Source organism: Acinetobacter sp., assembly GCF_039596015.1.
Lineage (GTDB): Bacteria > Pseudomonadota > Gammaproteobacteria > Pseudomonadales > Moraxellaceae > Acinetobacter.
Map to the genome: position 1 here is coordinate 41,972 of NZ_JBCNKN010000004.1, position 17,857 is coordinate 59,828.

The 17,857-nt window shown below is 39.6% G+C and carries 20 protein-coding genes; 15 read left to right on the forward strand and 5 right to left on the reverse strand.

Going from position 1 to position 17,857, the window contains the following annotated elements; all coding sequences use genetic code 11:
- The first annotated feature begins 21 nt into the window (after positions 1–21).
- From ABDV70_RS05385 to ABDV70_RS05425, 9 genes are all read left to right on the forward strand, one after another.
- Positions 22–381 (forward strand): helix-turn-helix domain-containing protein, encoded by a 360-nt coding sequence (locus ABDV70_RS05385; RefSeq protein ID WP_343596042.1) that lies wholly within the window; start codon positions 22–24, stop codon positions 379–381.
- 100 nt (positions 382–481) lie between these two features.
- The gene (gene cgtA, locus ABDV70_RS05390; protein ID WP_343596044.1) at positions 482–1,693 is read left to right on the forward strand and encodes an Obg family GTPase CgtA; all 1,212 of its coding nucleotides are present in this window, start codon (positions 482–484) and stop codon (positions 1,691–1,693) included.
- An 18-nt stretch (positions 1,694–1,711) separates the two neighbouring features.
- Positions 1,712–2,845: a glutamate 5-kinase gene (gene proB / locus ABDV70_RS05395; RefSeq protein WP_343596429.1), complete on the forward strand. Its 1,134-nt coding sequence runs from the start codon at positions 1,712–1,714 to the stop codon at positions 2,843–2,845.
- Positions 2,846–3,048: 203 nt separating this feature from the next.
- Positions 3,049–4,209, forward strand: a complete 1,161-nt coding sequence (locus ABDV70_RS05400) for a site-specific integrase (protein ID WP_343596046.1) — start codon at positions 3,049–3,051, stop codon at positions 4,207–4,209.
- Between the two features lie 135 nt (positions 4,210–4,344).
- The gene (locus ABDV70_RS05405; protein WP_343596048.1) at positions 4,345–4,611 is read left to right on the forward strand and encodes an AlpA family phage regulatory protein; all 267 of its coding nucleotides are present in this window, start codon (positions 4,345–4,347) and stop codon (positions 4,609–4,611) included.
- Positions 4,612–4,804: 193 nt separating this feature from the next.
- On the forward strand, positions 4,805–5,320 hold the full coding sequence (locus ABDV70_RS05410; protein ID WP_343596049.1) for a hypothetical protein: 516 nt from the start codon (positions 4,805–4,807) through the stop codon (positions 5,318–5,320).
- Positions 5,321–5,421: 101 nt separating this feature from the next.
- The gene (locus ABDV70_RS05415) at positions 5,422–5,676 is read left to right on the forward strand and encodes a hypothetical protein (RefSeq protein ID WP_343596050.1); all 255 of its coding nucleotides are present in this window, start codon (positions 5,422–5,424) and stop codon (positions 5,674–5,676) included.
- A 14-nt stretch (positions 5,677–5,690) separates the two neighbouring features.
- A complete protein-coding gene (locus tag ABDV70_RS05420) occupies positions 5,691–5,921 on the forward strand; it encodes a hypothetical protein (protein ID WP_343596052.1) in 231 nt (76 codons plus the stop codon).
- A 147-nt stretch (positions 5,922–6,068) separates the two neighbouring features.
- The gene (locus ABDV70_RS05425) at positions 6,069–7,322 is read left to right on the forward strand and encodes a hypothetical protein (RefSeq protein ID WP_343596053.1); all 1,254 of its coding nucleotides are present in this window, start codon (positions 6,069–6,071) and stop codon (positions 7,320–7,322) included.
- A gap of 688 nt (positions 7,323–8,010) precedes the next feature.
- On the opposite strand, the gene ABDV70_RS05430 is transcribed toward ABDV70_RS05425, so the two are convergent.
- Positions 8,011–8,298 carry a hypothetical protein gene (locus ABDV70_RS05430; RefSeq protein ID WP_343596055.1) on the reverse strand — a complete coding sequence of 96 codons (288 nt, stop codon included), beginning with the start codon at positions 8,296–8,298 and terminating at the stop codon, positions 8,011–8,013.
- Positions 8,299–8,528: 230 nt separating this feature from the next.
- On the opposite strand from ABDV70_RS05430, the gene ABDV70_RS05435 reads away from it, so the two are divergent.
- Both ABDV70_RS05435 and ABDV70_RS05440 read left to right on the forward strand, forming a co-directional pair.
- Positions 8,529–8,711 (forward strand): hypothetical protein, encoded by a 183-nt coding sequence (locus ABDV70_RS05435; protein ID WP_343596056.1) that lies wholly within the window; start codon positions 8,529–8,531, stop codon positions 8,709–8,711.
- A 228-nt stretch (positions 8,712–8,939) separates the two neighbouring features.
- Positions 8,940–9,149 (forward strand): hypothetical protein, encoded by a 210-nt coding sequence (locus tag ABDV70_RS05440; protein WP_343596058.1) that lies wholly within the window; start codon positions 8,940–8,942, stop codon positions 9,147–9,149.
- A 102-nt stretch (positions 9,150–9,251) separates the two neighbouring features.
- Here ABDV70_RS05440 and bioB read toward each other — a convergent pair whose 3' ends face one another.
- Together bioB and queG are read right to left on the reverse strand one after the other, a co-directional pair.
- Positions 9,252–10,247 (reverse strand): biotin synthase BioB, encoded by a 996-nt coding sequence (gene bioB / locus ABDV70_RS05445; protein ID WP_343596060.1) that lies wholly within the window; start codon positions 10,245–10,247, stop codon positions 9,252–9,254.
- Positions 10,248–10,494: 247 nt separating this feature from the next.
- Positions 10,495–11,595, reverse strand: a complete 1,101-nt coding sequence (queG, locus tag ABDV70_RS05450) for a tRNA epoxyqueuosine(34) reductase QueG (protein WP_343596061.1) — start codon at positions 11,593–11,595, stop codon at positions 10,495–10,497.
- A gap of 21 nt (positions 11,596–11,616) precedes the next feature.
- Here queG and ABDV70_RS05455 point away from each other — a divergent pair, with 21 nt between their 5' ends.
- Positions 11,617–13,083 (forward strand): NAD(P)H-hydrate dehydratase, encoded by a 1,467-nt coding sequence (locus tag ABDV70_RS05455; protein ID WP_343596062.1) that lies wholly within the window; start codon positions 11,617–11,619, stop codon positions 13,081–13,083.
- A 4-nt stretch (positions 13,084–13,087) separates the two neighbouring features.
- Here ABDV70_RS05455 and ruvC read toward each other — a convergent pair whose 3' ends face one another.
- Positions 13,088–13,633 (reverse strand): crossover junction endodeoxyribonuclease RuvC, encoded by a 546-nt coding sequence (gene ruvC / locus ABDV70_RS05460; RefSeq protein ID WP_343596063.1) that lies wholly within the window; start codon positions 13,631–13,633, stop codon positions 13,088–13,090.
- Positions 13,634–13,945: 312 nt separating this feature from the next.
- Here ruvC and ABDV70_RS05465 point away from each other — a divergent pair, with 312 nt between their 5' ends.
- Positions 13,946–16,540 (forward strand): EAL domain-containing protein, encoded by a 2,595-nt coding sequence (locus tag ABDV70_RS05465; protein WP_343596064.1) that lies wholly within the window; start codon positions 13,946–13,948, stop codon positions 16,538–16,540.
- Between the two features lie 112 nt (positions 16,541–16,652).
- Entirely contained in the window at positions 16,653–17,198 is a 546-nt protein-coding gene (locus ABDV70_RS05470) for an FxsA family protein (protein WP_343596065.1), read from the forward strand.
- Positions 17,199–17,240: 42 nt separating this feature from the next.
- On the opposite strand, the gene ABDV70_RS05475 is transcribed toward ABDV70_RS05470, so the two are convergent.
- Positions 17,241–17,423, reverse strand: coding sequence for a hypothetical protein (locus ABDV70_RS05475; RefSeq protein ID WP_343596066.1), 183 nt, complete (start codon positions 17,421–17,423; stop codon positions 17,241–17,243).
- Positions 17,424–17,601: 178 nt separating this feature from the next.
- Between ABDV70_RS05475 and ABDV70_RS05480 the strand changes: the two genes are divergently transcribed.
- Positions 17,602–17,838, forward strand: coding sequence for a hypothetical protein (locus ABDV70_RS05480; protein ID WP_343596067.1), 237 nt, complete (start codon positions 17,602–17,604; stop codon positions 17,836–17,838).
- The last annotated feature ends 19 nt before the right edge of the window (positions 17,839–17,857 follow it).

A 17,857-nucleotide genomic window follows, 5' to 3' on the forward strand; every position in this document is an offset into this window, starting at 1 on the left:
GTTTTGGGATGAAAGCTAAAAATGGTGTCTAGTGAAAAAACAAGAGGACAAGTCTTATTCAGTCAGTGTCCGTCAAGAGAGGTATTGGAGCATCTAACCAGTAAATGGTCTGTGCTGGTGTTGAGTCATTTAAGGCACGGAACGCAACGTTTTAGCGAATTGAAAAGGAATATTGATGGTGTGAGTGAAAAAATGCTGACCCAGACCTTAAAGATGCTAGAAAAAGACGGATTTATGACCAGAACGGTCTATCCTGAAGTGCCACCACGTGTTGAATATCAGTTGACCGAAATAGGGCAGCAGGCTGCAAAAAAGTTAGAAATTTTAGTGAACTGGATTGAAGAAAATATCGATGACATTCTTCTACAGCGAAAAAAGTAGCATCTTGTTTCGATAAAATGGAATACGCTGATTTTTCTATTCGAGAAATTTATTAAAATATGGCAGAATAGGCGGTTTTAGAGATTCAGAGGATTGGCAGATGCGCTTTGTTGATGAAGCAGTCATTACCGTAGAGGCTGGCGACGGTGGCAATGGCGTAGCCAGTTTTCGCCGTGAGAAATTTGTACCCTTTGGCGGTCCAGATGGTGGTGATGGTGGTCGTGGTGGTAGTGTATATATTCAAGCCGATGATGACACCAGTACCTTAGTCGATTATCGATATACCCGTAAATTCCGCGCTGAACGCGGAAAAAATGGTGCAGGCGCAAACTGTGCTGGTCGTGGCGCGCCCGACGTAATTTTAAAAGTTCCTGTTGGAACAACAATTGTAGATACTGAATCAGGCGATATTATTGGCGACTTGGTTGCAGATGGTCAACGTGTGTTGGTTGCTGGTGGTGGTGATGGTGGTTTGGGGAATACTCACTTTAAATCATCGACTAACCGCGCACCACGTAAATTTACTACAGGGATTAAAGGTGAGTTTCGTGAAATTCGTCTAGAATTGAAAGTCCTTGCAGATGTCGGTTTGCTTGGTATGCCAAATGCAGGGAAATCAACCTTTATTCGTGCAGTGTCAGCAGCAAAACCAAAAGTTGCAGATTATCCATTTACTACAATGGTACCAAACCTTGGTGTGGTTGATGCAGACCGTCATCGTTCATTTGTCATGGCAGATATTCCAGGGCTGATTGAGGGTGCGGCAGAAGGTGCAGGTCTTGGGATTCGTTTCTTAAAACATCTAGCACGTACCCGTATCCTATTACATATCGTGGATGTTCAGCCGATTGATGGTTCTGACCCTGTGCATAACGCCAAAGCAATCTTAGGTGAATTGTCAAAATTCTCTCCGACATTGTCAAAACTTCCAATTGTTCTTGTTTTAAACAAACTTGATCAAATTGATGAAAGTTCTCGTGAAGAATGGTGTCAGCATATTTTGAAAGAACTTGATTGGACAGGTCCTGTCTTTAGAACATCTGGTTTGCTTGAAGAAGGCACTAAAGAAGTTGTGTATTATTTGATGGATCAAATTGAACAACAGCGTGAACGTGAAGTTGAAGATCCTGAATATGCAGCAGAAATGAAAGCATTCCGCGATCAATTAGAAGCAGAAACACGTGAACAAACACTGGCTGCTAAAGAAGCGTACCGTGCGCAGCGTCGAGCACAACGTCTAGGGGAGGGTGACCTTGATGACGAAGATGAAGATGATGAAGACGACGAAGTGGAAGTAATATACGTACGTTAATGTACGACTGAGGACATGATGATAGAAGTGGTGAATGGGCGACGCGAGCTAAAAAGCTTTAAACGCATTGTTGTTAAAATCGGATCTGCTTTACTCACTGCAAATGGTCAAGGTTTAGACCTTGATGCAATTTCACATTGGGCAAGTCAAATTGCTCAGCTACATGTGGAAGGCCGAGAAATCATTTTGGTTTCATCGGGTGCAGTGGCTGAAGGCATGGTTCGGATGAAATTAACAGCACGACCCACAGATTTACCAAGTCTTCAGGCATGTGCTGCGATTGGTCAAATGGGACTGGTACAAACTTGGTCGAGTGTTCTGGAACAACATCAGATTAAAACAGCTCAGGTTTTGTTAACCCATGATGATTTGGCTGATCGCCGTCGTTATTTAAACTCGTGTGATGCGTTGCAGCATTTAATCGAATGGGGTGTCATTCCTGTTATTAATGAAAATGACACTGTTTCAACAGATGAAATTCGTTTTGGCGATAACGATACTTTGGCTGCGATGGTTGCAGGGCAAGTCCATGCCGATTTGCTGATTATTTTAACCGATCAGCAAGGGATGTTTGACGCAGATCCACGTTCTAACCCCGATGCGAAATTATTGTCGACTGTCCGGGCATTAGATGATGAACTGTTTGAAATGGCAGGCGGTGGTGGTGTCTTTGGTCGTGGAGGTATGGTGACCAAAGTTCGAGCAGCTCGTTTGGCTGCTAAATCAGGTTGTCCTACCTTAATTGCCAGTGGTGAGAGTGAAAATGTATTGTCTCGCTTAATGGCGGGTGAATTGTTGGGAACTTTATTTGTTACCGACAATGACCGGATTACCGCACATCAACAATGGTTGGCGGCACATTTACAAACCGCAGGCCGTTTGGTGATTGATGATGGTGCAGTTGATGCGATTAAGCTGAAACATCGTAGTTTATTGCCTGTGGGTGTGAAAGCTGTAGAAGGGCATTTTGAACGTGGCGATGTGGTTGAATGTGTTGATCAACATGGGCAGCGTATTGCTGTTGGTCGTGTCAACTTTAGTTCACGTTCTGCTGAATTGGTAAAAGGTCTAGCTTCGGATAAGGTCTATCAAGTTCTTGGTGAAGCTCGATCTTTAGAGATGATCCATCGCAATCATATGGCGATTTATTAGTAAAAATATGCAATAACATCTAGTGTAAGTTGTTCATAGAAAGGCTTGATTCTAAATGAATTGAGCCTTTTTTATTGCCTATTAGAGAAACATGCAATAACCTAGAAACACGATGTATTGGGAGGTTAAGTGGGTGGTTAAATTATTTTAACCTCTGACCATACTTAACTTTAACCTCTCAAAAAAGTTTTTATGGGTGACATATGCTTACGAAACAACAGATTGACGCAATCAAGCCAAGTGAAATGCTTCAAAAGCATTCTGATGGTGACATGCTTTATATATTTACTTCTTCCACAGGGAAAAAAGTGTGGAAGGTGTTATTTACCCTTGCGGGGAAAAAGGGGACTACCACTATTGGAAACTACCCATTCGTTTCGATTAAAGAGGCTCGATTGCAGCGCGATGCAATCAAAGTACAGCTTTCTAAGGGTATTAATCCAAACCAACAGAAAAAAGAAGAAAAGCAAAAAAAACTTGAAAGTATGACTTTTGAGGAATTACTCAATAAATATCTTGTTGAGGTGACACCTACTCATAAAGGAGCGAAGCAAGAAAGTTGCGTGATTAAAAATTACATTAAAAAATTTCCCAAGCTCATGCAGAAGTCGATTAATGGGCTAGGGCAGTTAGATATGATTGAATTTAGAAATGAGCGGTTAAAACAAGTATCGGAATCAACAGTAGCAAGGGATTTGGGTGTTTTAGGTGGAGTATTTCGTTATGCTCGGCAAGAATTGCGGATTATGGGTAGTTCTCCACTAACTGATATATCAAAGCCGTCACAAGCTCCACATCGAGAACGCCGTATTTTGGATTCTGAGATCGATCAAATTTTAAAAGCATTTGCATACTATCCAACATTTCAGCCTGTAAACAAAAAACAGCAAGTAGCTTGGGCTTTCTTATTTGCAATCGAAACAACAATGAGGGCAGGGGAAATCGTTGGTATGAAATGGATAAATGTTTTTGATGAGTATGTTTTATTGCCTGATACAAAAAATGGTATGGCGAGAAAAGTGCCTCTTTCTAACAAGGCAAGAGATTTGCTTGAGTTAATGAGGGGCTTGCATGATGATCGAGTTTGTACTTTAACGAGAGCAAATGTCCTTTCTTCTTATTTTTGGCAAGTGGTGAAAGGGGAGTTGGGAATTGAGGATTTAAATTTCCATGATACACGGCATGAAGCAACGACCCGTCTATCCAAAAAACTAGCTATTCAGGACTTGGCGAAAGTAACAGGACATAAGGATTTAAAAACTTTAATGGGGTACTACAATCCAACGGCGACAGAGCTAGCGGATAGAATTAACCGAGCTGATGACCCTGATATTATCTCTTTTAAAAAAGTAGCGGTGTCGTAATTGTGCGATTGGCAGTGTGAGATAGTGAATGTTTAAAATATAGTCATTCACTATCTATATTTTTTAAGAACTAAAAAGGCGGTCACTATACTGTTTGTAAGTTGAATTTAGGTCTCTTTAATTGCCGAGGAAAATATGAACCTACCTGCCTTCATTCGTGCGAAAACAATCACTTCTGCACCTGCCACGCCTGAAAAAATCCACACTTACAAGACTGGGAAGATGAAAGGTCAAATTAGAAAATTAAAAGAAAAACCCGCTAGAACTGGCTTGTTGCCAATTACAGAAAAAACTCTATGGACGTGGGTTAAAAGTGGGAAATTCCCACAACCGCGTCGATTAAACGGCGCAACAGTATGGAAGACCGAAGAAGTATTTGCATGGCTTGAATCAAAGCAATGAGGAAGATTTTACCTGAGGCATTTCAAATGAAATTCTTGAAGCAGTTGCTCAAGCTAAACACTTGGGGCTTAGCCGTGTGCTAATTGAATATGGGGCTTTAGCCCCTTTTTCTTTTTTTTCCAATAGTGGTTTTTATTTCCTATTTGTTGATGTATAATTTTAGCTTGAAAACAAGGTCACACAAAGGATTGGTATGACAAAAACAAAGTTACTTACCCGCTCTCAAGCAGCGCAATGCCTCCATGAGGCGGACAAGTCAAAGACGGCAGTTCAGTGGAACACTTTCTTAAACGACAACTCCAAGCCAAGAGTTAAACCTGAAAAGCGTATTCCATACGAGCGCACCATCCACAACATTGCCATGTACCGCTTGTCTGATCTTGAAGCGTTTATCGCCAAGCGCAAAGAGCAGGCTCAAGCGAAGCGCGTAATAGTCCAACAGTCACGGATAGTAGATTTGACGGCTCGCTTCGGTTTGGCTGACCAAGAGAACCAAAACTCATTTGGGCAAAACTTTGGATATGTTTGGAAAGGTGCATCGGTGAATTTGATCGCCGACAACGCAGAGCGAGGGCAGTCAAATGCAGTGTCGTTGCAATTAATTATTAATCACCCGTTACGCGTATCTGCTCTGACTACCGTAGAAGCGGAAGTATTTGCAAATGAAATTCTTGAAGCAGTGGCGCAAGCCAAGCGTTTAGGGCTTTAGAGTAGATCACAATAGTTATAGATGCGGTGTTTAGGAAGAATGCTGCATTCATAAAAACATAACTGACCATATTGATAGCGGTCATGGCAAGGAAGGCAAAAATGGAAGTTTACACAATGAATGAAGCGGCGGCTTTTTTGGAAAAGGAGTTGGCACAGGAATTGCCAAAAACCAAACAACAATGGTGGGGCTATCTCAAATGGAATCCACAGCGGTGGAAGGGGCAAGATGGCGTGCGAGTTTGTTGCCATTTGGTCGAGGGCGAGCTGTTCTACACTAGCGGCGGCTTAAAAGCCTTTGCGAGCATGTTCAAGCCACAAGGTTATTATCAAAATCAAGCTAAGAGGGTGGCGTAATGGTTGAAGTAATCATGAAAGATAATACTGTCAGGGATTCATCTGAGGTGATGCCTGAACTCATTACGTCATTTGTCGAAAACATCATTGAAAACTCAGACGGTTTAGACCTCAAGAGCGAGATAGGCATTAACAATGCAGTTTGGATGATCATTGATCATTACGACATCGCGACCGAAGGACAGCTCAAAATGAATTTTGATGATGTTCATGCCGAACTTATGCTCCAGTTAGGCAAAAAGTAAAGGTGCGCCCACGTACCACAAACAAAAAAGGGAAATGCGCAAACATTTCCCTTTATTCATTCACACAGTCGGCAAAAACTGAGCTGATGACCAACGAATTGGATGTCATCTTAGCATATTTTGCCAAAAAAATCAGTTGAGTAAGACATGGAATACAAACAATTTCTTGCTGAGTTAGACGCAATAGCGAAAGAGTTCCCCTGTGAAGATACACAATACCTTAACGCCCGTGAGCTGGCAGACCGTGAGTGGCTTCTTGCTGAAATGGATGCCATTGCAGGTGAGTTCCCCAATGAAAATGAACCACTGGCGGTCACTTGGGAAGATATTGAAATTAACGATGACGATAGCCAGCCAGTGCCAAAAGAAATTACATCGAAAACTCCAACGTCGGAAGTTCATGCTCTGTTAGACATGTATGCCAATAGTCCAACTATACAAACAGGTTTGCGTGAAGCCAATAAAATAGAGGCCAAAACAACGGACATCAATTGTTTTGAGCTAAAACCTGAGTTCGACAACTCCGATTTGAACCAACACTTTAAAATCAAGAAGCCGAAAATTACAGCGGTAATCGACTGGCTGAGATTGGAAATCGTTGTCGGTGAGAGTTATAACTTCAAGCGACCAAGAAAGCCATACAATGATATTAAAGATTTTTTGAAGGCTAAAGGCATTAATGACAACCCTTATGTAGTTCAGTCATCACGAAATAAGCGGACATTCACAATTGATTTACATGATGTTTCGACGGGGAGTGAGTACGAAAATATTTTAAATTTGCTACGTCGTGAATACCAGCCGAGTTCACTCAAAATTATTGTGCTTGAAGTTGCTCTTGATTTTTGGAACATCAATGCAAAGTCATTCATGCTTGCATTAGCTAAATCAATCCGTGTTGGCGGTTGCTTTAACAATAAAGATCTGCGTGTTTATACAAGTGATGATTGGCAGTTTATGCCTGCGAAGTCTGAAACCGCCATGAAATATACCCAAAAATGCTACACCATCGGTATCGGTCACAAGACACAGGGCGATTCGTATCTGAGAATTTACAACAAAGTGCAGGACAGAAACAAACCACTGCCACCAAATCAACACAGAACACGGATTGAAATTAACCTCAGAGGACAAATGCTTGTTGAATGGGGCGATGATGCGAACAATTTAAGATACCTTACCAATAAAGCTTTTAAGTTATTGAAATTTACACACCTAACTGATGACGCCACAACAGACCAAACGGACGAATACCGAAAGCTTGTGAAACTGTTTGGCGAAGAGGTTAGCATCATTAGCAAGAGCCGAAATAAGCGGAACCACCTTGATCATATTAAGTCGCATGCGAAGCTAAACGAGGTTGTCGCTAAATCCGTAGGTAACTTCATACGCAATTTTTAGTTTCGTAAATTCCACCTCAAATGTTGGTTTAATCAGACTGGATGAAATTAGCCCTCAAAGCCTGACATGGTGTGGCTTGGGCTACCATCTGCATTATCTGAGCTTTAAAGTGTTTCTTATTAACTGTAGTAATACTAACTGTAGTAAATACCTATACACCTTGTTTAGTTAAAGATTAAATCGAGAGGATGAGCGTTAGCGAGTCCGAACGTAAAAACAACCAACAGCAACCGCAATTCAAATTGTCTCCGCCTCAGCTCCGACAATTTTCATTCAATGCGACCACCAGCGACCAACCGCAAAGATAAACCAATCAACAAGATCAGAACCGCAGTTTCAATTTTGCTCCGCCTCAGCTCCGCAAAATTTCAATCGTGCGAACCGATCAAAAAAGCCGAAGTCTTAGAAAAAAACGAAAGTGCTGTGTGGATACCATTCATCAATCGGCAGCAAATTTGAGCGTTCTTATAGATCAAAAACTTCACAATCCCTACAAGTCAAATTAACGCGGTTTACAGCGCGTTTTAACTTAAACCTATTGAAATGGTCATTAAACCTTTTAATCGGGCTTAAAACGCAAATGGTGAGCATTTAGCGGGGGTTACGGACAAGATTAGAAACAAACTCAAACAACAGACAATAAAAAACGGGCAAGTTTCCTTGCCCGTTCCTTGACCTGTCAAGAGGTTTAGTTTGAATAGAACGCTTTGAGGTACTCTGTAATGCCAGGCACCTGATCAAGCGTTCTTAATTCTTCTTGTGCAATTTCGACTTGCTTCAATCCCCAACAGCGTAGACCAAATGCTACCGCTGCGATAATCAGGCAAGGAAAGAAGAAAAATCCCACCACTAAAAAGATTGCGATATAAAGAACACAGCCTTGTGCATTCTTTTCGTTTTCCCTTGATTTGTTCACTAAGAAAATAGCCCTCTCACAAAGGGCGTCCATTTCTTTGGTGCGTTCAATGGCGGTCATATTCTTCTCCGTTATTTGTAAGTAAGATTTTACTAATGAAGATTGATTTTATTCATATTTTTAGATGAGTGAGGGCGATAATGCAGTGTGCAAACATAATTTCGAGCGAAAAAGAACCAAACGATCAAATTTAATCATTTGATTGCTTATGAATTGCGCAAAGTAAGTCAGCGCTTATCCAAGTTTCTGACATATATTAAGAGTCCCTTCAAAATCCTACGGGACAACTCATGCAAGTAACACTTTTAACAACCGATGAAGTTGCAGACCTAATTGAGCTACATGAAAACGCAGGTCGGTTAGTAGTTATTCAAGACTCAGCAAATGAGGTTATTTACAACCTTGAGGATGGCGATGCAAGCGAGAAAGTGTTGATTAATACGGCTTGTGGAAGTTATTTGATTGAGGCTTAATAATCCGAGCAAAAATTCTAGCCGACATACCTTGAGAGGTTAATCAGGAGGTTGGGAATTAATTTATTAAATATTTATCTATGTATTTCAACTATATAGATTTATGTTTCATCGCAATCATATGGCAATCTACTAATATTCAATTGTAAAATAGCTCGCTTTTGCGGGCTTTTTTATTCCTTAATTTTAGGGCTAGATAGATATTAGACAACGTTGAGAGAAAAACCTTTGACTAAAAACTTCCAATCCGAACAATACACCGTAGATGAAAACATCCAAGATACAATTACTTGGCTGTTACAACATCAAGATTGTTATGATGAATTTCATTTTGATGTCCACACACAAGAACTGACTGTTACTCATGCAGCAGGTGTTGATATTCTTAGGCAAGGTCAATATTTAACTGCAAAATATGGAATTTTGGTCACTTCTTAAAATCAGGCCAATAAAAAACCTGTGATTGTTTTTTGCATATTACAATCACAGGTTTAATTTTTAGAGATGGTGAATTCGCTTCACCAGCTCATTTTTAAAAAATTATGCAGTTAACGACATTGCATCAACAGAAAGTTGTGCTGCAGTTAACTTTGGTTTTTCCGCAGTTAAACCTAATTTATTGAACAATACTTTGTCTTTACCTTCACCTGCATTTGGTGTGGTCAATAATTTTTCACCAGAGAACAGTGAGTTTGCACCTGCCATAAATGCCAAGGCTTGATCTGAATCGCTCATTGATTCACGGCCTGCTGAAAGACGAATATAGCTTTTCGGCATAATGATACGTGCAACAGCAATAGTGCGAATCCACTCTGTGACATCTAGTTTTTCGACATCAGCAAGTGGCGTACCTTCAATTGGAACAAGCATGTTGATTGGTACAGATTCAGGGTGAATCGGGAGTGTTGCAAGTTCATGTAACAAGCCAATACGGTCTTGTTTTTGTTCGCCTAGACCGACAATACCGCCACTACATACTTTTAAGCCTGCATTACGAACATGATCAAGTGTGTCTAAACGGTCATCAAAAGTACGCGTGCTGATGATGTTATTGTAATATTCACGAGATGTGTCAAGGTTGTGATTATAATAATCTAACCCTGCATCCTTTAAGCGTTCTGCTTGTGATTGATTTAACATACCTAAAGTCATGCATGTTTCCATGCCCAATGCTTTGACTTCTTTAACCATTTCTAAAACATAAGGCATGTCGCGTTCATGCGGGTTACGCCATGCAGCACCCATACAAAAACGTGAAGAACCCGCTTCTTTTGCTTCTTTTGCTTCAGAAATCACTTTTTCTACAGCGATGCGTTTTTCAGCTTCTAATTTAGAGTCGTAGTGCGCAGACTGAGAGCAATATTTACAATCTTCAGGGCATTTACCTGTTTTAATCGAAAGTAAAGTGCTGACTTGAATGGTATTCGCAGGAAAATACTCACGATGAACACGTTGAGCCTCAAATACCAAATCTAGAAAAGGTTGCTCATATAGCTTTTGGATTTCTTCACGAGTCCAGTCGTTTCTAACGTGCATAATTGCCCTATGGTACATCAAGTTAATGATCACGATATTAAACGCTTTTTTTTAAAACAAAAGGGCAAAACTTTACAAAATACTGTCGATTGTTTAAAAAAGGTTAAAATCAGCTTTTAAATATAAAATTGTTGAGTTACTTGCAAAGTTGTGGGTTTTCGTTGCAAAGATTTTAAACAGCATGAAAACTTTATACCAACTTGTTTGCAAAATAGAAGCTAAAAATAGTGATCCATGTAAGATCTTGTCATGAAGATGCTTTTTTAAGTTGTTGTTCAATTGCCCAATCAATATGCACATTGACGATCTCATCATGGCAATTTTTACCATCTTTTAATGATTGTACAATGTCTGATGAGTAAGGTGCATTTCCTAAACCAATGGCAATATTGCGTTTGAAGCTCTGAAAACCTGTGCGACGAATAGGGCTTCCTTCAGTCGATGCTAAAAAAGTCGTTTCATTCCATTGCCAGAGTTCTAATAGACTCAGTTGGTCTAAATTGTGTCGTGGGTGAAAGTCTTCAATGGGGGTGACTTTGGCAAAACTGTTCCATGGGCAAATGAGTTGGCAATCATCACAACCAAACACGCGGTTGCCAATACCTTGTCTTAATTCTTCTGGGATAATCCCTTTATATTCAATTGTTAAATAAGCAATACAGCGTCGAGCATCTAACATATAAGGTTCAACAATTGCTTGTGTTGGGCAAATATCGATACATGCCGAACAACTTCCACAGTGGGCTGTTGCAGGTGGATCTGCGGGTAGTTCTAAAGAGGTAAAAAGTTCACCCAATACGAAAAAAGAGCCTGACTTTTTATGGATGAGTAAGGTGTGTTTTCCTGTCCATCCCATACCTGCACTTTCATGAATCGATTTTTCAAAGATGGGTGCAGAGTCGGCAAAAGGGCGAGATTCAAATTCGCCAACTTGATCTTGAATACGCTGAGCCAGTGTTTTTAAACGTCCACGCATAACTTTATGATAATCACGACCACGTGCATAACGTGCAATAATGGCACTGTTAGGTGCATCGGGGACATGGCGAGGTTTGGGTGTTTCAACCAAATAATTCATACGGACACAAATAATACTTTTTGTTCCAGGAACCAAAAGGGCAGGATTAGCCCGTTTATCCAGATTCTCGGCCAGATAATGCATATCACCATGATAGCCTTTTTCTAGATAAGCTAGAAAACGTGGCATTTCTTTATCTTGAGTATTTGGATGTGCGATGACGCAATCGGCAAAACCCAAATTGAGTGCCTGTTCCTTGATCCACATTTTTAGGGCTTGTGGATCGTTTTGCTGAAGTGGTATTTTGCAGGTGTGAGGTGTTGCCGACATAAAAAACATGAGGGAATAGAGATGCAACAAGTGTACCATAGCCAACAGATCCAAGCATGGGAACAACATTGGTTTGCACAAGGGAATTCTGCTTTAGGTTTAATGCAGCAAATGGCATGGTCGATGGCACAGCAAATTGATGTGTATTTGGGGCAGAAAAAACAACACAATATTGCAGTCTGGTGTGGTCAGGGGAATAACGCTGGCGATGGTTATTATCTTGCCGCATATTTAATGCAGCTTGGTTATAACGTTGAGATTTATGCAATGCAGGGGGGCGACTCTGCATCACTTAAACAAGCATATTTATATGCACAGACAAAAAATATTCCAATTTATCCGCATCTTAATCTTCAAAAAAAATATGACTGTCACATCGATGCGCTTTTTGGTATTGGCTTAAACCGTTTGTTAGACGAAACATGGCAAGGTGTGATTCATCATTTTAACCATCAGTCGGGCTTAAAAATAAGTATTGATATTCCGAGTGGTTTAGATGCAAATACAGGGCAGCCACAACCTTATGCCGTGAAAGCAGACCTGACATTGACAGGTTTAGGGTATAAGGCTGGTTTGTTTACAGGGCAAGGTAAAGAATATGTAGGTGATGTACGGCTCATTTCGCTCATTCCTTTACATGAAAACTTATCGCCTCTGGCTTACTTAACACCTCAAAAAGTTCATTTACCACAACGAAAGGCCTTTGGGCATAAAGGGGATTATGGGCATGTTTTGATTATTGGTGGTCATGCTAATATGGGGGGAGCCGTTATTATGGCGGCTGAGGCTGCTTTTGCAACGGGTGCAGGAAAGGTGACTATCGTCTGTGACGCAAAACATCATATTGCAATATTGGCACGTGCACCGAATATTATGCTCAGAGATATTAATCAAATTTCAGATCAGGAGCAAAAAGCATTATTGGCACAAGTGGATGCGGTGAGTTTTGGTATGGGGCTTGGACGTGACCAATGGGCGCAAAAGACCTATCAAAAATGGGTTGATGAGATATTACAAAGCCCGCTATCTGCTGTTGTACTGGATGCAGATGCACTGTGGTTTTTGGCACAAAATCCAAAAATATTACCTTCACATATTTATCTAACGCCACATGCTGGGGAAGCTGCAAAACTGTTGGGAATCACTTCATCCGAAATTGAACAGGACCGTATTGCAGCCATTCGGCAATTACAGCAAAAATATGCTGGAAATTGGGTGCTTAAAGGTGCAGGAAGCTTAATTCTAGAAGCGGATAAGCTCTCTATTTGCACACAAGGGAATGCTGGAATGGGGACTGGTGGGATGGGGGATGTGCTTTCTGGTATGTTGGCTGGACTAAAAGCCCAGTTAAACGATGAGATTACACTTGCAGAAGTTGTAACTTTACATGCACAGGCAGGTGATATTCTGGCTGAAAAAGGCATGCGTGGCGTTCAGGCTCAACACATGCCACAGGCGATTTATCAGCTGATAAACCTTGATGAATAAAAGATTAACGACGACGTGTGCTGTAACGACTACGTCCACGAGCCATGCCACCAAGTGCATTTAATACCGCCATTTTACTCATGCTACCCGAAGCGTGAGCGTGGCAGATGGCGGCAGCTAAAGCATCCGCAGCATCGGCTTGCGGGCAGATCTGTAATTTGAGTAACTTCATGACCATCATTTGGACTTGTTCTTTGTCGGCCGCGCCATAGCCAACAACGGACTGCTTAATTTGACGGGCTGTATATTCAGCCACTTGTAAGTCCAAATTCACTAAAGCGGCAATTGCTGCACCTCGGGCCTGACCAAGCTTTAATGCGGAGTCTGGGTTTTGTGCCATAAAGACTTGCTCAACCGCAGCTTCTGTCGGGCCATGAAATTTCACAATGCGTTCAACACCTGCAAAAATACGTTTTAAGCGTTCAGGCATTCCTTGCGTTTCGGTACGAATTGTTCCGGCATCTACAAAAGTTAAAGTATTGCCTTGTTTTTCAATAATACCGTAACCTGTGAGTCTGGAACCAGGGTCAATACCAATAATAAGCGACATAACTATATGATTATAAAAATAGAAATTACTATTATAAGGTGCATTGCACCTATGGGTGAAATGTTTTTGTAGTTTGTTGCATCCGTACACGCTATCACGTTGTAGGTACTTGTAAAGTGCTGATCATTGCTGGGCTAAACAGAGCAATAAAAGCTTGATTTTTTTGAGGTGCTGCTATAATTTAACTTTGATAAATAAGTCACATTATGAGTTTAATTTAAAAAATTGATTAAGAAATCTGAAAAAAAGGGGGAATTAAAAAAATACAGATGACTGAAAATATAAAACATTAGATGAATAAAAAAATAGTAATTGAGGTTGGGTATGTTTAGGTATGATATAGATACTGAAGAATTAATACAATTGTTTGATCAAAATATGGCGATTGCTGTATTTGATTGCAATGGTTATTTATATCAGGCAAATTCTAATTATATAACCATGCTACAAAAAATATCTCCTTTAATTTCAATTGGACAGTCTTATCATGAATTTATTCCAAATCATTTTTTAGGCGATAATCCTGTTTCTTTAGAAGACAGTTTTCGACAAGTTAAAAACTTTTTAGGTATATTCCAACAATTTACAATAAAAGGTGAGCTTCATTATTTTGAAATTAATATGATGCCATTAAAAAATGAGAATAAAGAAAAAATAAAATATATTCAAATATTATCGGATGTTACGGGGAATATTGATATAAAAAAAGGGAAATACTTAGACCGATTAAAGTTGGCAATAGATTCAATTGATACTGCGATGCTGATTACAAATAAAGATGGAGGTGTTATTTATGCAAATGGGGGATTTAGTCGATTATTTGGTTGGGAATATGAAGAAATTTATGGCAAAAAAGCAATAGAGATATTAAAACCACACGAAGAAACATCTGATATTGTTAATTTTCAATTACCACGGCCTGTGGGTGAACAAAAATCTATTGAATTAGATAAAATCTGTATAAGCAAAGATAAACAATTTTATTGGATGAAAATTTTTATTAATTTTATTTTTAATCATAAAAAAGAATTACAGTACAGGGTTTTGACATTTACGGATATTACACGCTCAAAAATTCATGAATCATTACAATATAAAGCCTTAGAATCGATGGTTCAGGAAAAACCATTATCAGCTACGCTAGATTTGATTTGCCTTGAAGTTGAAAGAATTGTCCCGGATATTGCTGCAACAATTTTAGAAGTTGATCGACAAGGCTATTTGCATCCTCTGGCTAGTCCAAGTTTTCCGATGACATATTCGCACAGACTTGATGGTCTCGAGATTGGCCCTAAAGTAGGCTCATGCGGGACGGCAGCATGGCGTAAAGAGTCTGTCTTTGTTAAGGATATTGCAACAGATCCTTTATGGGAGCAGGATTCTGCTACAAGAAATCAAGTTTTAAGTCTGGGGTATAAAGGATGCTGGTCAACCCCTTTTTTTAATAAAGCAAAGGAAGTCATTGGGACTTTTGCATTTTATTTCAGGCAAGTTCCAGACAAAAACATGATTTCTTTTTATCAGTATTTTGTGAATGCATGTACCTATCTTTGTGCATTGGCGATAGAAAGAGAAAAAACAAGACAACATATCCGTCAACTGGCTTTTTATGACACGCTGACCAAATTGCCGAATCGGGCATTATTACAGGCAACAATAGATCAGGTGATTGAAACAGCAATTCATGAAGATGAGGCATTGGCTGTTTTATTTATTGATCTGGATCGGTTTAAAAAAGTTAATGATTCGTTGGGGCATAAAGCAGGGGATGATCTGCTAAATGGTGTTGCGACACGCTTACGTTCAGCCTTAAAATCCACAGAAGTGGTCGGTCGGCTTTCTGGAGATGAGTTTGTGGTGATCTTGCCGCATTGTGGCACAGATCAAGTCACTGCCCGAGTGGAACATTTACAAGCAATTTTATCTGAGCCGATGCTTATTGAAAAAACTTCGATTGCTATTAGTGCCAGTGTCGGAATTGCAATGTTTCCAATGGATGGTCGTGATATTGATACGCTACTCAGCCGTGCAGATATGGCCATGTATCAGGCAAAGAAAAAAGGTCAGGGTAATTTTTGTTTCTTTAGTGTGGAGATGAACCAGAAAGCACAAGAAAAACTGATACTTGAAAATGCATTAAGACAAGCAGTCATTGAAAACCAATTAGAATTATATTATCAACCTCAATTCGATTTAAATTCTAACCGCCTTTATGGTGTAGAAGCATTAGCACGTTGGAATCATTCAAAACTCGGACATATTCTACCTTCTGTTTTTATACCGATTGCAGAAGAGTGTGGGTTGGTGATGACAATTGGTTATTGGGCTTTAGAAGAGGCCTGCTCCCAATTGTCAAAATGGCGTGCACAGGGCATGAATATTCCTAAAATGTCTGTCAATTTATCCGCAATCAGTTTTCATGATTTAAGCTTGCCAGCAATTATTACTAACCTGCTCAAAAGATTTAATTTGAAGCCTCAGGTTCTAACTTTAGAACTAACCGAAACGATTTTGCTGGATACAAACCAAAATACCGTGACAACCTTAGCTCAGATTCATCAGCTTGGTGTTCGTTTGTCGATGGATGATTTTGGAACTGGATATGCGAGTTTGAGTTGTTTACACCGTTTATCTGTAAATGAATTAAAATTAGACCGAAGTTTTGTTGCTTGTTTAGAAACTGATGAAATTGCACGTGCTTTGAGTGGTGCGATTTTAGATATTGGTAAAAATTTAAATTTAGACGTTGTAGCAGAAGGTATTGAAACTGAAGCACAAAATAAATTTCTATGTAATCAGGGATATAATATTGTACAAGGTCATTTATTTGCCAAGGCAATGAATCCTCAGGAATTAGAAGTTTGGTGGAAAAAAAGATACTCAATTGAATTGAACAATTCTTTTTAATGAGATAGCCCTTTAAAAGTTTAAGATCATCCCTATATATTTTAAAGCGCAATTATTTTTGAGTTCAGAAATAGTGGCACAATTTACATGATTAAAGGGTAGATAAGTTTTCATGAACGTCGTTTTAATGGTCGTCATTGGGGCAATACTAGAGATTGCAGTGTGGATTGGTGTCGCACAATTCATTAGTGGGTGGTATGTATTTTTTTGGTTCATTCTCGCTGCAGTGATTGGATTCAAATTATTACGTTCAAGCACAGCAACAATTATGCCTCAGTTGCAACAAATGCAAATGACAGGGCAGTTGTCTGCGGATAGTACGGTGACACATAAAATTGCACTTGCCATTTCAGGCATATTATTAATTATTCCTGGATTGATTTCGGATGTTCTTGCGGTACTGATCTTGTTGCCACCAGTGCAAAAAATGGTGGTACGTGCGTTGATGTCGGCAATGGCAAAACGCCAACAAGCCATGATGAGTAAAATGATGGGCGGAATGGGAGCTGATTTGGGCGGAAAAAATCCTTTTGAAGATTTAATGCGTCAAATGCAGCAACAAACAGGTACACGGGACTCAAGTATTATTGATGGTGAAGCACGAGAAGTGCAGCCAGATTATAAAAAGATCGAGTTAAAAGACGTTAAGAAAAACTAAATTTTAGGTACTAAAAAACAGAATCTGATGATTCTGTTTTTTTTATGGTTGCTTTTTCTCAAATGTTTCAGGGTTAGAGTTTTGCTCTGCTACGGAAACATGTTCTTGAACCGATTTAGAATAACGATGTGGATCAAGCTTTGTTTGTTGATTTTCGGAATGTTGATATTTGCGATTTCGATTTGCACGTTCACGGAAACCGCCTTTTACAATTAATTTTTCCATATCTTTTAGCAATTCATTATATATAAATAGAGTGTAGCAAATAAAAGTGATAACAAAAAAATCCTTTTTAGAGAAAATAGAAAATGATTGATGGGCTTGTCATGACTTTTTAATCTTGATAAAAGAGAATATACCAACAGAGTGAAAAACTCATAGAAGATAAAGGTGAGGAGGCGTAATGTATCAATATCGTTGTGCTTGCTGCAATCAGGTATTATCTTCAGCAGATAAATCCTGTCCAAATTGTGGTTCGCATTATATTCGGAGCCCTTTCGGTTTTTGGTTTTTCTGTATTATTACGTGCTTGGTTATGGCTGTCGGGGTCATGGCGGGCAAATTGTATTTCAAACAGAATCAGGATGCTGTAACACCGAAAAAGGTGATTACAGATTTAATGCAGTCGGGAAAAAATTAAAAATTATAATATATAAAAA

What these genes read in the sequence shown, in the direction of transcription:
- ABDV70_RS05435 (WP_343596056.1), top strand. Translation starts at nt 8,529, where the DNA reads ATGCAAGTAACACTTTTAACAACCGATGAAGTTGCAGACCTAATTGAG.
- ABDV70_RS05385 (WP_343596042.1), top strand. Translation starts at nt 22, where the DNA reads ATGGTGTCTAGTGAAAAAACAAGAGGACAAGTCTTATTCAGTCAGTGT.
- ABDV70_RS05430 (WP_343596055.1), bottom strand. Translation starts at nt 8,298, where the DNA reads ATGACCGCCATTGAACGCACCAAAGAAATGGACGCCCTTTGTGAGAGG.
- proB (WP_343596429.1), top strand. Translation starts at nt 1,712, where the DNA reads ATGATAGAAGTGGTGAATGGGCGACGCGAGCTAAAAAGCTTTAAACGC.
- ruvC (WP_343596063.1), bottom strand. Translation starts at nt 13,633, where the DNA reads ATGTCGCTTATTATTGGTATTGACCCTGGTTCCAGACTCACAGGTTAC.
- queG (WP_343596061.1), bottom strand. Translation starts at nt 11,595, where the DNA reads ATGTCGGCAACACCTCACACCTGCAAAATACCACTTCAGCAAAACGAT.
- ABDV70_RS05470 (WP_343596065.1), top strand. Translation starts at nt 16,653, where the DNA reads ATGAACGTCGTTTTAATGGTCGTCATTGGGGCAATACTAGAGATTGCA.
- ABDV70_RS05400 (WP_343596046.1), top strand. Translation starts at nt 3,049, where the DNA reads ATGCTTACGAAACAACAGATTGACGCAATCAAGCCAAGTGAAATGCTT.
- ABDV70_RS05480 (WP_343596067.1), top strand. Translation starts at nt 17,602, where the DNA reads ATGTATCAATATCGTTGTGCTTGCTGCAATCAGGTATTATCTTCAGCA.
- ABDV70_RS05405 (WP_343596048.1), top strand. Translation starts at nt 4,345, where the DNA reads ATGAACCTACCTGCCTTCATTCGTGCGAAAACAATCACTTCTGCACCT.
- ABDV70_RS05455 (WP_343596062.1), top strand. Translation starts at nt 11,617, where the DNA reads ATGCAACAAGTGTACCATAGCCAACAGATCCAAGCATGGGAACAACAT.
- cgtA (WP_343596044.1), top strand. Translation starts at nt 482, where the DNA reads ATGCGCTTTGTTGATGAAGCAGTCATTACCGTAGAGGCTGGCGACGGT.
- ABDV70_RS05420 (WP_343596052.1), top strand. Translation starts at nt 5,691, where the DNA reads ATGAAAGATAATACTGTCAGGGATTCATCTGAGGTGATGCCTGAACTC.
- bioB (WP_343596060.1), bottom strand. Translation starts at nt 10,247, where the DNA reads ATGCACGTTAGAAACGACTGGACTCGTGAAGAAATCCAAAAGCTATAT.
- ABDV70_RS05475 (WP_343596066.1), bottom strand. Translation starts at nt 17,423, where the DNA reads ATGGAAAAATTAATTGTAAAAGGCGGTTTCCGTGAACGTGCAAATCGA.
- ABDV70_RS05410 (WP_343596049.1), top strand. Translation starts at nt 4,805, where the DNA reads ATGACAAAAACAAAGTTACTTACCCGCTCTCAAGCAGCGCAATGCCTC.
- ABDV70_RS05415 (WP_343596050.1), top strand. Translation starts at nt 5,422, where the DNA reads ATGGAAGTTTACACAATGAATGAAGCGGCGGCTTTTTTGGAAAAGGAG.
- ABDV70_RS05425 (WP_343596053.1), top strand. Translation starts at nt 6,069, where the DNA reads ATGGAATACAAACAATTTCTTGCTGAGTTAGACGCAATAGCGAAAGAG.